A 14,882-nucleotide genomic window follows, 5' to 3' on the forward strand; every position below is an offset into this window, starting at 1 on the left:
TAAGAATTAGCGAGTTTCAAGTAGCAGTAGACTCGGAATCCTTTTCTTCAGATTCTTCAGACTTTGAACCACTATCCCTATACTTGAAGTTGCTTGCTAGTGCTAGCATTGTTAGCCCGCGAACCTTTTCTGGTGAATCAAAGACTTCTTGGGCAATTTCTGTGAACTGATCAGGCTTCGATCCCGGGGAGACTCGGCTGCAAAGTCTTCCAAAAAAGTATTTCTGAAAAGCTTCAGCACTTGCATAGGAACGTACAGCTAAAAATTCCTGACGAGCCAGCTTATGCAGATCTTGTTTGGCAAGTCCACGATCTTTTAAGCGTGCTTCAAGGTATCGATGGCACAACGAATTCAGGGTTTTGACTAATTCAGGAACTTCCACAAGCTCTCCTTGGAGAATAATCCAGCAATCATCGACAAAGTAGCGATTGTCAAACTTGATCTTTTTTTGATTTTGATCTATATCCTCGGGTTTTGAGTGGTCATCAGAATTTGATTGTTTGGAATGTGCTTCATCAACCTTGACCCAGCTAAACAATTCATCCCAACGTTCTGTCCAGTTTAGGCCCCGTAGGAGATTTTGCAACAAATGTCGCCGAACCCAAGGACACCACAATTTCGTGCGATACTTTGCATATTGACTGATGCCAGGGAAATTGGCAGGCAAGTAAGCAATAGACTTCAATTCTGGGCCTCGTTGAGGATCAGGGCGGTAGGCGTGGCATACTTCAAAGCCCAAAATGTTTGACTCAATATCGTCACCAGCAGTCGGAATATGATCGATTCGTTCCTGAATTTGGCGTAAAGATTCAAGGGCAGACTCTTCAGGCAGTTCTACCATTGCTTCTGCTGGTCGATAGCCGTATTTTGCATTAGAGCGAAGACCCAAGATGTCATCAAATGACTCTACAAAAAGCTCTAAGTTCAAAACATCAGGAATTGCAACGGCATAGCCCCAGTCTTCGCGATCACCATTAGGCTTAAACTTGCAGGGAATGTAAGGCTGACTTACGACGGGCCAGAAATTGAGTAGAAACTGTTCAGCATTAGTATTCTCTAGACTGACACCTTCTGCTGTTGCTGCTTCTGCACCAATAATCGCCGACGAACTTAAGCCAGCACGTGCATTAGGCTTCTTCAATGCTTGCCAAGTTTTTTTTGCTTCTTGGAGAAACGCTTCTTCGGAAAATGGCCGACTCTGACGTTTAGCCAGATCTCGCTCTGCTCTCAGTTTAAATGGCTCCCTAGACTTAGGAAAAGCTCGAATCGTATTGAGCATCCATTCTGACCATAAGCTTTTCCATAGACCAGATTCATCACACAAAGCTAGTCCATCAATGACTAATCCATGCCAGCCGTACAGTGTGAGTTCTTTTCCACTCTGGTCTTTCTCAATTTTAATCTCGATGGGATCTTTGATTTTTGTTTTTGACCACCTCAACTCATAATGAGCGCTAAAAAACAAGTTTAAAAGCGATTGCAAGCCACTTTGAGTACACTCAAAGTGTAAAGAGCTTTCCGAAAAAGTGGACTTGATTTCAGTTTTTGTATGACGATCATACCGGTGTAGATATAGGATGAGGAATGCCAATCCAGCCAATCCAGCTCGGTGACTGACTGTGGGTAACTGAGCTAAGTGGTAGTCGAGCGAAATTGTTTCTGAAGTCATTTGACAAACCCCCATTTTTCCTGATATTTACTTGCTGGAGCCAGACCTAAATACTTAGGTAGCTTTGAATTCTTTTCATGGGCATTTGTAGTATGCTCCCTGGGAACTGGGACTACATATGCTGCCCAAGGTCTTTTCTCTTCAATTGCCTCAAGAACTTGACTTAAATTCTCATCACAAATTGAGTCTCTTGTCCATTCTTCAATATCTCTAAAGTCATTCTCTTGAGAATCTGCATAATAACCATCAGTTAAAAAAGGAGCTTTCCCGTTATTTTCAGGCTCCTTAAGCTCATGGATTTCCAGCTTCTCAGAAAGAGCTTTTTGACTTTGAGAGCCAATAATCTCAGAGAGAAATCGTTCTGCACTAAGCATCAAACTCTCGGTATAAGGCTGATAACTCCTAGGTTTATAAACCAAAATTTTAGAGTAATCACGTTTTCCTTTACGATTGCTGCGCCCAAATCGCTGGACTAGTGAGCTACAAGGTGCTAGCTCAGTGATCAAAACATCAGCATCTAGGTCTAAACTCATTTCGCATACTTGGGTTGTCACTGCGATTGCTGCTTTACCTTCTTGCTGAAAAGCCTCGATGACTTCCTCATGTCGCTTTTGGCGATCCATCAGCCTAAAACGACTGTGATAGCAAAGTACGGAACCCGATATCCCTTGTTCGGTATCAAGTTTTCGGGCTTCTTCCTGACAACGATCAACAGTATTCACGACCCACAAAACTCGCTCACCAGCAAGGTATGAATTAATCGCAAGCTTTCGAGCTTCTTCATAATCCTTAGATTCAATATGATAGCGTTCCTTTTCTTCGCTTTCCCTGAGTTTATCCACTTCTTGGACATCTCTACCCTGGTTGGGGTATAGTTCAAAGCCTTCAATATCTTCGATTTCTTGTCGGCGAGTATTTGAAAGTGTTGCAGTCATGCAGAGCACAGGCACATCAAACTCTTTGAGAAATGCCATAGTTTGGTCAAACATATGACGACTGTAAGCATGAATTTCATCAAGAATGATCGCTGAGTCTGCCAGTAACGGCAAGAGGACTGTAGATCCATAATCAAAGCTCAAAAATGCTAAGAAGCGATCAACGGTTGCTGAGAAATATCGTTTTTCCCACAAGCCAACGCCGTACAATCGAGGATCAGGCTGATAGTTTTTAGCAGCCAGATAAAGATTTGGATCATCAGATACTATGTCAAACTCATGTACCTGATTTAATTTGAATTTCTCCTCCTGCTTCTTTCTTAGCTTCTCTAGCTCATACTCGCTAGTTCCATGAATCATGCCAGCATCTTGTTCTGGAGCCGCAGCAATATACTCTCGAAATCCCTCAGTTGCAGTGGCGCGAGTGGGGTATAGAAAAATGACGCGACCAATTTCGCGACGACGTACTACACCCTTAGCCCATAGATAAGCAGCTAGCGTTTTTCCTTGGCCACAACCCGCTTGTAGAAGAACTCGGTCTCCAAGATTTTCTGCTTTAAGTTGAAAGGGCTTGACAGCAAATATTTCGCCCCTTTTCTTCGCTTCAGCAGCAAGCTTTTTATATCGAGGTTGAAGAATATCTGTTTCAATATCTTCTGGTTGAATTGCGGGACGATGTAGCTTTAACTGAATCCATTCGGAAATATCTTTACCCTCACGAATAAGTCCTGATGCTGCCGTATCTGCTGCGATGAGACCAGCTTTTAAGGCAAGGTGTAGTGCTCTTCTTTCATCTCGCTGTGAGCTAGAAGTACCAACCCTGATCGAATTCCAAAAACTATTACGCCCCTTTCCAGAGGCTTCCTTCGCGGACTCTCTAGCTGACTGCCATTCTTGGTCTTGACACTTCCAGCTTGCTGGTAGACTAGGCAATGGATCTGATAAATCTAGGTGCTGTGCAATTCTTTTGAAAATTGCATTAACCTGCTCAGAGTTTAAATTAAGCAATAGCTCTTGCTTATTGCTCGGTGACGGCTCAAACCACTTGGGCCCGGTTTTGAGATGATGCCCAACAATTGCAGCCGTCACCAAAAGTCGATCAAACTTTTTCTCACCCAGCTCGGCAGGACGGAGCCATTGAATGACAGAAGGAAAATGGAATAGCAGTCCACCTAAGTGTTCATGACGAAAAGTTTGCTTCAAGTCTGATCCAGGCTTTAAAATGGCTTGAAATTCAGGATTTGCCTTACCAAGATCATGCCCTAATGAAGCAATAGACAGCAGTAGTTGAAATCGATTCTGATCATCTGTAGCTACTTTGAAAAAGCGAAGCCAGTTTTTCAGAATGCGATCCCGAAAAATAAATTGTGCTGCTGTTTCAGTGTCCAGCAAATGTTGCTTGAGGGAAATTTGTGGCTTGCTTTTGGCCCATAATTCATCCGTCATGGCGTTCACCTCCTAGGACAGACGACAGGGAACGAAATAGCCACATCCCATCCGACGCTTGCCACCTAAACCGTTGGCTTGAAGCAACAGGGAATCTTCAGGACTCAGATTAGCCACAATCAAGCTGTAGCCCAAAATGGACTGTCCCTTGATCTTCATGGTTTTGCGATCGGGTTCTCCTTTTTCATTTTCAGAAATTCCCAAATTCGCTTCAATTCCCATCGCTCGAAGCTGGCGATCGCACGCTGCCAAAAACCAATCAGGCGTGATTTGATTCCACTGCCCCGAAGGATGCTTAATCACCACCAAATGAGCACGCAAATGCTGAGAAGGGCGCAAAGGTGATAATTCAGGATTGCCCAACTTCAGTGAATACCCACCCACTTGCAATGTTTGCCCTGACAGCTTCAGCACACTTGGCAATGCTTCAATGGGGCAGCGAATCTTCAGCCTTGACCAGTCAGCTAATTGAATCTTTCCGGCGCGATCGGGAATACCAGCAAGTGTATTGATCGCCAGCCCTGGTAAGTCGTGAAGCTCAGGAATCTGCTTAAAAATTGCAGCCGGTAATCGATATTTCGCGTCAGCAGGAAGCTCTTGACCAGCGATCGGCGCAAAACTCAACTCGATGCAATTGATTGGCTGCACAGTAAACTTTGCAACCTGGGTAGCAAGGCTTTTCATAAACTGTTCCTCGTCTTTGATGAAGCGAATACACCTAACGGTGTCAGAGGAAAGCGACTCTTTTAAAAGAGTCTGAAATTTTTAGGAGAGCTTCATTACAGAAAATAGAATTCCTGAGATTCAGCTTGCTTCCAAGTCTTGAACAGTCCGGACTGTAAATCAAACCAAGAGCACTGTCAGGTCGAACAGTCCGGACTAAACCCTGAACAACAGTCGGCCCTTAAGCAGCAGAAGACCACCCCGTATCGTACTTAACCCGCCACAGGTTGCGGCCAGCTACTTTACGGCTAAATGTGGCCGTCACAAAGTAACCAAAACGTGTCTGCACTCGAATTGTTAGCCGGCCAGCAGACTTGCACCGATTCGAGTACCCGGGCTTTTTCTCCAACATCTGATCTAGCTCCTCGCTGGTTACTTCTTCCGGCACTTGGAGCTCCTGGAAGAGTTCACCTTGTACCTTTTGAGACGCTGGGTGTGATGAGAGTGATTTAGACCGCACCATAGCGAATACCTCCTTCGATATCTACTGCGCTATGATTTTAGCATAGCGCTATATCGAGCTGTATACATCGAAATTTTGTCTACACGAGCGCAGGAGACTATTGTCGGATATGGAAGAGCGCCTAACGGCAATCGGAGGTTTTGTTGATGCTTCGGTAGAGCATAGCGAGCGGTGTAGTGCTCAACGCCTTGCGGCATCAGAGGTGTGCTTCGCCAGTCCATGATACTACTCATCGTTCAAAGGTCTCCGTTTCGTATTGGCATTGCATGATCTCCACCTCCTGCGCGATCGCCCTGACCAGTTCCGGCGGCTCCCGGGCGATCGCCCCCTTGCCATAGCTCAACACCCACTGGGTCACATCCCGTAAGCCGCTGACCTCCATCGACAGCAACAGTCCCCCACCCGGCAAATCGGTTAGCTCCTGCGTGCTGTGCCACTGCCGCCCGCGCACAAAAGGAGCCGTTGCCCGATCGAACTCCACCACCACCCGCCGCGCCGTGTCGCCCACCTCCCAGCGAAACGCCGTCGCCATGTACTTGCGTAGGGTGAATTCCGGCTGAACCTGGAAAGGCTGCTCTAGCACCTGTAATTGCAAGATGCGATCGACCCGGAACGTAATCACCTTCTGGCGCTGGTGGCAAAATGCCAGCAATTGCAGGGCGTTGTACTGCACCAACATGCCGTAGGGATCCACCACCCGATCGCTCACCGCATCCCGATTAGCCGTGTGGTAGGTCATTTCAGCGCTGTAGCCATCCCGACAAGCCCGCTCTAGCTGACTCACCACCGCCAAATCCAAGTTCAAGTCGGCCTTGCTTTGGAACAGGAAGTAATCGTTGCGCAGTTCACGCGTCTCGATCGCCACCTTGCTGTCCAGCCGCTCACTCAGCCGCCGCAAGCCCGATCGCAACTGCCGGATATAGGGCGAATCCGCATAGGTTTCCAGCAATCGATCGGTCACCACCAGCGCCAACAGATCGCCTTCCGTGATCAGGATTTGATTCAGTTGCCAATCGGGGTCGCTGTAGTGATGTCCCCGACGACTGTTATAGATAATCGGTGCGCCACAATCTTTTTTAAGAAAGCCTAAGTCCTTGCGAATAATGCGCGGATCGACAGCGTTGTCACGATCAAGGGCAGCCGCTAAGGATTCATGGGTGTTTCGTCGTTGGGGATCTCGCAACAAACCATCGAGCTGCAAAATGCGCTTGAGTTGGTGAAGCGTCATGATTGAAGGTTGTGTGAGGAATTGAACGTTGCTCACTGAACCCAGTGTGGCATCTTTCTTGGGGACTGGGGAGGCCCAAATCGATCCACCTTGGCCACTTGGCCGCAAAAAATATCCCCCAGCCGATCGCTCGGATGGCAGCATGAACGGGCGATCGATGGCCAAGCCAGACAGTCGCCCTAAACTAGGAACAGTTCGCCCATTCCCCAGCCCGTTCCCATGGCCAAGCTTGCGGATTCTCGATTAGGACAGTGGGCCCAGCGCTTGCAAGCGGCCGCCCTGATTGGTGGTCAAACCCTGGTTCACCTCAGCCGTGGCAAAATTCACCGCCGCAACACGATCGAACAAATGCACCTGGTGGGGCCCGACTCCCTGGGCATTGTGCTGCTAGCCGGCGTGTCGATCGGGGCGGTGTTTACGATCCAAGTAGCCCGCGAATTTATCAAATATGGAGCCACCTCCGCGATCGGGGGCGTGATGGCCGTGGCCATGGCGCGGGAACTGTCGCCGGTTTTTGCCGCCGTGATTTTGGCCGGGCGGGTGGGGTCGGCCTTTGCGGCGGAAATTGGCACCATGCGCGTGACGGAGCAAATCGATGCACTCTACGTGTTGCGCACCGACCCGATCGATTATTTAGTTGTGCCTCGGGTTTTGGCCTGTTGCACCATGCTGCCCCTGCTCACGGAATTGGGACTGTTGGCGGCCATGCTGGCGGGACTGACCATTTCGGAACTGGGCTTTGGCATCACCCACTATGAATTTCTTGATTCCGTGAAAACCTTTTTGGAAGTGCGGGATCTGTTTTGCGCCGCCATCAAAGGCGCTTGTTTCGGGGGGCTAATCGCCGCGATCGGCTGTGGCTGGGGACTGACCACCAGTGGCGGGGCCAAGGGCGTGGGCCAAGCCACCACCTCCGCCGTAGTCACCTCTTTGCTAGCGATTTTGGTTGTGAATTTCTTTCTGTCCTGGCTGATGTTCCGCAGCGCGCCCACCCTTTAGGAACGGTTAAATGGCCCCAGGTGTTGATCCCAAAAACCTAATTCCTCTGAAATTTCAGACTTGAGGGTTGGCTTTTTCGATCGGGTCAGCTCACCCCGAGAAATCTGTCACAATAGAAGAGATTTCTGGCGCAAAACAGCCGCCGTTTTTACTCCCCCATTTCGTTCTTGATCATGGCTTTTAAGATTCAAAAAACCGATGCCGAATGGCAATCGCAACTGACTCCAGAACAGTTTCAAGTGACGCGCAAACATGGCACGGAACGCGCGTTCACGGGAGAACATTGGGATAACAAGGCTCCCGGAACCTACAACTGCGTTTGCTGTGGAACGCCCCTTTTTATTTCAGATACCAAATACGATTCGGGAACCGGTTGGCCCAGTTTTTGGCAGCCGATCGCCCCGGAGAATATTGAAACTCAGGTCGATCGCACCCTCTGGATGACCCGCACCGAGGTGCATTGCGCCAACTGTGGGGCCCACTTGGGCCATGTGTTTGACGATGGCCCGCCGCCCACTGGCCTGCGCTACTGCATGAATTCTGCTTCCTTGAAATTTGAGTCGAATCAGGCTTAAGTTGCGATCGGCTGCCATCAGTTTTTGCTCAATGGCTGCTGAGGGGGCACTGAAGGATTGACCGAATTTTTCGAGCAATTGGCTCGAGCCCATTTTGAGCCAAGAAAAAATCCCCCGCAATCGATCGACTGTGGGGGATTTTGCTTGAAGATGAAAGCTTTGCTGAATTCAGACCATGAAGTCTAACACTGATTCTGAGCGTTGGGGGTGATTTCAAGGTCGATTTCCTGTGATCACCCCCCTTGAATTGTGATGCTCAAAGGCAATGGGCAATCTAGGCGATCGCGGCCATTTTCACATCGCTTTCGTTCAGCAGGTCTTGCAATTCCTGGGCATCAACGGTTTCTTTTTCCACCAGCATTTGGGCCAGGCGATCGAGCACGGCGCGGTTTTCTTGCAGCACTTGCTTGGCGCGGCGGTAGGCTTGATCCACCAGGTTGCGGACTTCCTCATCGATCGCGGCGGCCGTCTCTTCTGAGAAGTCGCGCTCGGAGGCAATGTCGCGCCCCAGGAACATGTTGCCTTGCTGGCGACCCAGGGCCACCGGGCCCAGGCGATCGCTCATGCCAAAGCGGGTCACCATCTGGCGAGCCACGCGGGTCACCTGTTGTAGGTCGTTGGAAGCGCCCGTGGTCACTTCCTCTTCGCCAAAGATGATTTCTTCCGCCAAGCGGCCGCCTAGGGCCACCGCCATTTGATTTTCCAGGTAGGAGCGGGAATAGAGACCCGAATCCATCCGATCTTCACTGGGCGCAAACCAGGTCAAACCGCCGGCTTGGCCACGCGGGATGATGCTGATTTTTTGCACCGGGTCGTAGTCGGGCATCAGCGCACCCACCAGGGCGTGGCCGGCTTCGTGGTAGGCCACCAGGGTCTTGCGCTTTTCGCTCATCACGCGATCTTTCTTTTCGGGGCCGGCCAAAATCCGGTCGATCGCGTCGTTGATTTCGTCCATCGAGATTTCCGTCAAATTGCGACGGGCGGCCAAAATTGCCGCTTCGTTCAGCAAGTTTGACAAATCCGCACCGGTAAAGCCGGGGGTACGGCGAGCAATCCGCTCCAGATCCATATCCTTCGAGAGGGACTTGCCGCGCGAGTGGACACCCAGAATTTCTAGGCGGCCGTTGAAGTCGGGGCGATCGACCACCACTTGGCGATCGAACCGGCCGGGACGCATCAGCGCCGCATCCAACACATCGGGGCGGTTGGTGGCGGCGATCACGATGATCCCCGTGTTGCCCTCGAAGCCGTCCATTTCGGTCAGCAGTTGGTTCAGGGTTTGTTCGCGCTCGTCGTTGCCGCCGCCGAGACCCGCGCCCCGCTGACGACCCACCGCGTCGATTTCATCGATGAACACAATGCAAGGGGCGTTTTGCTTGGCCTGCTCAAACAGGTCGCGCACGCGGGAAGCCCCCACACCCACAAACATTTCCACAAATTCCGAACCGGAGATGCTGAAGAAAGGCACGCCCGCTTCGCCAGCCACTGCCCGGGCCAGCAGGGTTTTACCGGTTCCCGGAGGGCCCACCAGCAGCACGCCCTTGGGAATCTTTGCACCCACGGCGGTGAAGCGATCGGCATTTTTCAGGAAGTCCACCACTTCCGTCAGCTCCAACTTGGCTTGCTCAATGCCGGCCACGTCGTTGAAGGTGATTTGGGTTTGGGGTTCCATCTGCACCCGGGCCCGCGATTTGCCAAAGTTCATGGCCGGGTTGCCCGCGCCACCTTGGGCCCGCCGCAACAGGAAGAACAGACCCACCAGCAGCAGAATCGGCAGGAACAGGCTGCTCAGGGCCCGGAACCAGAAGCCTTCGTCGCTGGGCGGTTGCACGGAAATATCAACGTTGTTGCTGGTCAAGATATTGATGATTTCCGGATCGTTGGGCAGGTTCACCAACACGGTGCTGCCGTCTTCGGTGGTGGCCAAGGCCCGGGAGCGATCGGCGCTAATCCGCACCCGATCGACCTTCTTGGCTTGCACTTCCTGCACGAATTGGCTGTAGCGCCAGGTTTCGCGGGTTTGGGGCTGTCGATCGAAGAACGCTGTACCCAGGGCGATGATTACGATCGCCAACAGGGCATAGAGTCCGGCATTTCTCCACCGTTTATTCACTGGTGCATCCTCCTAAAAGGCGTTCTGCCAGGGCGTTTGTTATGCCAGGGCTGTACTTGCCGTAGCTCAAAAATTAACTGGTTGTTAACTAATGTTAACGCAATGGCTTCCAGTCCGTCGCCATGGCTGCTATTAACGATTATGCGGATTTCCGACTCAGGATGGGTGTGGACGAAATCGCTCGGTGGGTGTAACAGTGCGATCGCCCCGCCGGTCAAGGGTTGTGCGATCGTCGCCGCCAGCCGGTCTAGCCGTCAGCAGGTTGAAGCGTTTGGGGAGAAATGAAGAGAATGCAGGCATTTGGCGGCCCAAGGGCCACACAATTTCCGATGCCGCTGGAGCCGGGCGATCGGGTGTGGGTGATTGCCCCCAGCGGGCCGGTTTTGGATTCGGCGGCGATCGCCCGGGGGGTGGAAATTTGGCAAGACCAGGGCTTTCGGGTGCAGTTTGCCGCCGGTTGGGATGCACAAACGGGATTTTTGGCGGGCACTGATGCCCAACGTCGATCGCAACTGGCGGCGGCCTTGGCGGATCCCGGTTGTCGAGCGATCGTCTGTGCGCGCGGGGGCTATGGTTCGGCGCGACTGCTGGAGAATTGGGATTGGCCGCTGTTTACCGGTCGGGGGGCGGGGTTAATGGTAGACCAAGGGCGATCGCCACTGTGGTTGGTTGGGTTTTCGGACATTACGGCCCTGTTGTGGAGTTTGGCCCGGCAAGGGGTGGCGGGTGTGCATGGGCCTTTGCTTGCCACCTTGGGACAGGAACCGGCCTGGACGGTCGATCGCCTGTTTAATTTGTTGGCCGGTCAGCCCTTGGAGCCGCTTCAAGGCCAGGGTTGGGGCGGCGGGGCCGTGGTGGGTCGCCTGTTTCCGGGGAACCTGACGGTGATTGCCAATTTGCTCAATACACCGTTGCAGCCCGCTTTAGAAGGGGCGATTTTGGCGATCGAGGACGTGACGGAATATCCCTACCGAATTGATCGGCTGTTGACCCAGTGGCGTTTGAGCGGTCTGTTACGGGCGATCGGGGGCATCGCGATCGGCCATTTCACCGCCTGCGACCCGCCGCCCAACCGGCCCAGTTGCTCCATGGCGGAAGTGCTGCGCGATCGGCTGGGAGATTTGGGCCTCCCGATCGTTGCCGGGTTGCCCTTTGGCCATGAACCCCCGAATGCGGCCTTGCCCGTGGGCACGTTGGCCCGGCTGGATGGGGAGGCGGGCACTTTGGAACTCTTGAGCTAGGCAATTGCGCCCAGCATGTTAGCCAAGGGGCCGATGGGGCGGGTGATGCTTATCTTGAACCCGTCGCTCAGCGAATCGGATCCCCAGCTCGGATTCCCATCGAGGAGCAGGGCCCGGTTGAGTCTTGGGGTCTAGTTTTGGGGTCTAGCGATCGTCGCCCCGCAAGGCCAAGGGCAATCGGGGTAACTCAAAAGTTTTCAGCAGCAATTGCCCCGTCGCTTCTCCATCGATCGGGCGGGAAAACCAATAGCCCTGACCATAGGAACAGTCCATCGATTGCAACTGTCGCAACTGCTCGATCGTCTCAATCCCTTCCGCCACCGTATCCATCCCCAGGGATTCCGCCAGGGCAATTATTGCCCGGACAATGGCCCAATTGCTCTCCTGGTCTGGGCTGCGGGTGACAAAGGAGCGATCGATCTTGATCGTGTCGATCGGGAAGCGTTGCAAATAGCTGAGGGATGAATAGCCCGTGCCAAAGTCATCAATACTCAGTTGAATGCCCCGATCGCGCAGTTTCCGCAACAGGGCCTCCGCCGTTTTGGCATCCGCCATCACCACGCTTTCGGTAATTTCCAACTTCAGGTGCTGCGGAGGCAGTCCCGTTTCCGCCACAATGCCTTCAATGGACTGGGCCAAATTGGGCTGGGTAAACTGCCGCGCCGACAGGTTCACACTCACGCTTAGCCCGGCCCACCCATGGGCTGATCGCAGGCTAGGAATGGCCTGTAACCAAACCATCATTTGCTGGCAAGCTTCCCGCAAAATCCATTCGCCCAGGGGAATAATCGTGCCGGTTTCTTCCGCCATGGGGATAAATTCCGCCGGACTCACCAACCCCCGATCGGGATGATGCCAACGCACTAGGGCTTCCAGGCTGGCAACCCGGCCCGTAGCCAAATCCACGATCGGTTGATAAGTCAGGAAAAATTCTTGCCGCTCCATGGCCCGGCGCAAATCGCGCTCCAGGTGCAGTTGCGCAATCACCCGCTCGCGGAAGGAGCGATCGAACGCCGCGTAGCAATTGCGGCCCAACTCCTTCGCCCGATACATGGCCAAATCCGCATCCCGCAGCACATCCCCCGGCCGGGCATATTCCGGCGTGCCGAACGCAATACCAATGCTGGTGGTGATGGTGAATTCGTGGCCATCCACATCAAAGGGAGCTTTCAGGGCCAACTGCACCCGCTCGGCGGCGCGGGTGGCAATTTCCGGCTGATCCAAATCCGTCAGCAAAATGGCAAATTCATCGCCCCCCAGCCGCGCCACCGTATCCTGGGGCCGCACACAGGTGCGCAACCGGTTCGCCAGTTCCACCAAGAGCCGATCGCCACAGAGGTGACCCAAGCTATCGTTCACCACCTTGAAGCGATCGAGATCTAAAAACAGCACCGCAAAATGGTGATTGCGTTGGCGACGGGCGATCGCCATGGTTTGACCCAACCGATCGATAAACAGGGCCCGATTGGGCAGCCCCGTCAGCGCATCGTGGAGCGCGTCATGCAGCAACCGCGACTCCACCAACTTGCGCTCATGGATATCCGCCAAGGATCCCGCCATCCGCAACACATGGCCCCGCCCATCCCGAATCGCCAACCCCCGACAGAGCACCCAGCGCACGGAACCATCCGCATGGCGAATGCGATGCTCACTTTCAAAGTGGTCGCTGCGGCCCTGCAAGTGGGCATCTAGCTCCGCTCGCAATTGGGCTTGATCATCCACATAAACCCGATCGAGCCATTCCTGGGGTTGGTCACCCACTTCCGAATCGCGGTAGCCCAACAACGCCTTCCAGCGGGGCGAAAAATAAACCCGATTGGTCAAAAAATCCCAATCCCACAGCCCGTCATTGGCCCCCCGCACAGCCAAAGCATACCGCGCCTCACTTTCCCGCAAAGCCGATACCAATTGGGATTGCCCCAAGGCCACCCCCGCCTGCACCGCAATTTGTTGCAACAAGTCCTGCTCGAAGGGTTGCCACTGGCGCGGCCCCTGGCAATGGTGAGCCAACAGCAGTCCCCACAATCGGTTTTGAGAGCGGTCTGGCTCAATCACCGGCTGCAAAATCGGTACGACCAAATTGGCCTGCACACCGAACTGGCGCAGCAGTTGGCGATGGCAAACCGAAATCCGAGCGGTTTCCACATCGTCAATAGCCGAGGTGCGCCCTTCAAGATATTTCTGGTGATAGTGGGTCGTGAAGCAGGGGTCGGAAACGGTTTTGCCCAACAGGGAATAGGGGCCATTGCCGGTAGCCTCCACCACAAAGGAGCCTTGCCGCTGTGCATCGAATTGGTAAACCAAGACCCGATCGCACTGCAACATCCGCTGCACTTCCGTGACCATGGTTTGCAGGATCGTATCCACCCGTGATGACTGGTGAATTTTGAGGGCGATTTCTGCGAACAGTTTCGATCGCCAGTATTGACGCTGTAGCTCGACTTCCGCCTCCATTCGATCGATCACATCCTACCCAGTCTTCATTGAGTTAAACGTTTGATTAAACTGCTCAAATTGGTTCTGTTTTGAGCATTAGCGGGCGATCGCCTGACGAAATCATGACAGCAGCCACCGCCCAACCTTGATGAGCATTCGATGGTGATCCTAACGAAAGGGGGTTGCTGAAACCTCAGCTCAGTGCCTGCGGGCGCAGAATAGCAAATGGGTTTTGAGCCATGGCAATGATGGATCAAAGGCTGTCTAGGGTTTGTGATGGCTAGCTGGGAGCCAGTCGCCTCTCCGGGGTTGAGGTAGAGAGTTTGGGCCCGGCTAACGAAACCGGTGTCTTAGGGTGGCACTGGAGCTGGGTGAGGGTAATGGTGGTTTGAGAGTAACGATTTTGATGCGATCGTAATCGACAAACCCAATTCAAGAAAAGGCGGCCGCGCGATCATTCCTTTCGTTAACCCCTTGATTTACGTTGATTTACGCCACGCTCCTCTAAATGTTCCCGCCAAGCGCCCCCAGCCCATCCCAAGTCGCTTCCCCACACCGAAAGCGACCATTTGATCATTTGATCGGGTCAGCCCATTCCAGACAGGTCACACCTAAGCCACTTTTCAACGCGAAAGTATCTTAGGGTGTCGTCCTATCCTCCAAAGCCTAGTCTAAAACCCTGTGAATCTTTTAATGATCATGGTTAATAGGCTGAAATAGATCTTCTGTTTATTCAGTCTCCAATCAGGATTGTCTTCTTTGTGGCGGAGCGTTACGATTTCAATTCAAGGGTCATGGTCGATCGGTTGGGATCATGACTTTAGATGACGCATGGCTAGAGGGATCCTAAGTAAGATCAGCAAAAAATCTTGACTACTTCAGGAAAAAACACTGAGATCAACAAAAATCCCGAAGTGATCTACCCGATTTTGATGTCTCAGATTAATCTTTTATATTAACGCGATTATAATACTTTTTTGTTTTTGTCTAATTTTTATTGAGCTTTCATGGGGCTTTTCTTAGGTCTTTACTTGAAATTTATAGGATTTATGAC

The 14,882-nt window shown here is 52.4% G+C and carries 9 protein-coding genes; 3 read left to right on the forward strand and 6 right to left on the reverse strand.

Going from position 1 to position 14,882, the window contains the following annotated elements; genetic code table 11:
- Nucleotides 1-16 precede the first annotated feature (16 nt).
- From cmx8 to AC2IAX_RS18075, 4 genes are all read right to left on the reverse strand, one after another.
- On the reverse strand, nucleotides 17-1,669 hold the full coding sequence (gene cmx8, locus AC2IAX_RS18060) for a type I-MYXAN CRISPR-associated protein Cmx8 (RefSeq protein WP_494388681.1): 1,653 nt from the start codon (nucleotides 1,667-1,669) through the stop codon (nucleotides 17-19).
- The gene (gene cas3 / locus AC2IAX_RS18065; protein ID WP_494388682.1) at nucleotides 1,666-4,050 is read right to left on the reverse strand and encodes a CRISPR-associated helicase Cas3'; all 2,385 of its coding nucleotides are present in this window, start codon (nucleotides 4,048-4,050) and stop codon (nucleotides 1,666-1,668) included. Before cas3 ends, cmx8 begins: the two co-directional genes overlap by 4 nt.
- Nucleotides 4,051-4,062: 12 nt before the next feature.
- Nucleotides 4,063-4,734 (reverse strand): type I-MYXAN CRISPR-associated protein Cas6/Cmx6, encoded by a 672-nt coding sequence (cas6, locus tag AC2IAX_RS18070; RefSeq protein WP_494388683.1) that lies wholly within the window; start codon nucleotides 4,732-4,734, stop codon nucleotides 4,063-4,065.
- Between the two features lie 731 nt (nucleotides 4,735-5,465).
- Nucleotides 5,466-6,464 carry a helix-turn-helix transcriptional regulator gene (locus tag AC2IAX_RS18075; RefSeq protein ID WP_494388684.1) on the reverse strand — a complete coding sequence of 333 codons (999 nt, stop codon included), beginning with the start codon at nucleotides 6,462-6,464 and terminating at the stop codon, nucleotides 5,466-5,468.
- 219 nt (nucleotides 6,465-6,683) lie between these two features.
- Between AC2IAX_RS18075 and AC2IAX_RS18080 the strand changes: the two genes are divergently transcribed.
- Together AC2IAX_RS18080 and msrB are read left to right on the forward strand one after the other, a co-directional pair.
- Nucleotides 6,684-7,463 (forward strand): MlaE family lipid ABC transporter permease subunit, encoded by a 780-nt coding sequence (locus AC2IAX_RS18080; RefSeq protein WP_494388685.1) that lies wholly within the window; start codon nucleotides 6,684-6,686, stop codon nucleotides 7,461-7,463.
- Nucleotides 7,464-7,636: 173 nt separating this feature from the next.
- Nucleotides 7,637-8,038, forward strand: coding sequence for a peptide-methionine (R)-S-oxide reductase MsrB (msrB, locus tag AC2IAX_RS18085; protein WP_494388686.1), 402 nt, complete (start codon nucleotides 7,637-7,639; stop codon nucleotides 8,036-8,038).
- Nucleotides 8,039-8,312: 274 nt separating this feature from the next.
- On the opposite strand, the gene ftsH3 is transcribed toward msrB, so the two are convergent.
- A complete protein-coding gene (gene ftsH3 / locus AC2IAX_RS18090; RefSeq protein WP_494388687.1) occupies nucleotides 8,313-10,151 on the reverse strand; it encodes an ATP-dependent zinc metalloprotease FtsH3 in 1,839 nt (612 codons plus the stop codon).
- Nucleotides 10,152-10,432: 281 nt separating this feature from the next.
- Between ftsH3 and AC2IAX_RS18095 the strand changes: the two genes are divergently transcribed.
- Nucleotides 10,433-11,392: a S66 peptidase family protein gene (locus AC2IAX_RS18095; protein WP_494388688.1), complete on the forward strand. Its 960-nt coding sequence runs from the start codon at nucleotides 10,433-10,435 to the stop codon at nucleotides 11,390-11,392.
- A gap of 144 nt (nucleotides 11,393-11,536) precedes the next feature.
- On the opposite strand, the gene AC2IAX_RS18100 is transcribed toward AC2IAX_RS18095, so the two are convergent.
- Nucleotides 11,537-13,858: a putative bifunctional diguanylate cyclase/phosphodiesterase gene (locus AC2IAX_RS18100; RefSeq protein WP_494388689.1), complete on the reverse strand. Its 2,322-nt coding sequence runs from the start codon at nucleotides 13,856-13,858 to the stop codon at nucleotides 11,537-11,539.
- Nucleotides 13,859-14,882 lie beyond the last annotated feature (1,024 nt).

The sequence above is a fragment of the Limnothrix sp. HT2024 genome (assembly GCF_059138625.1).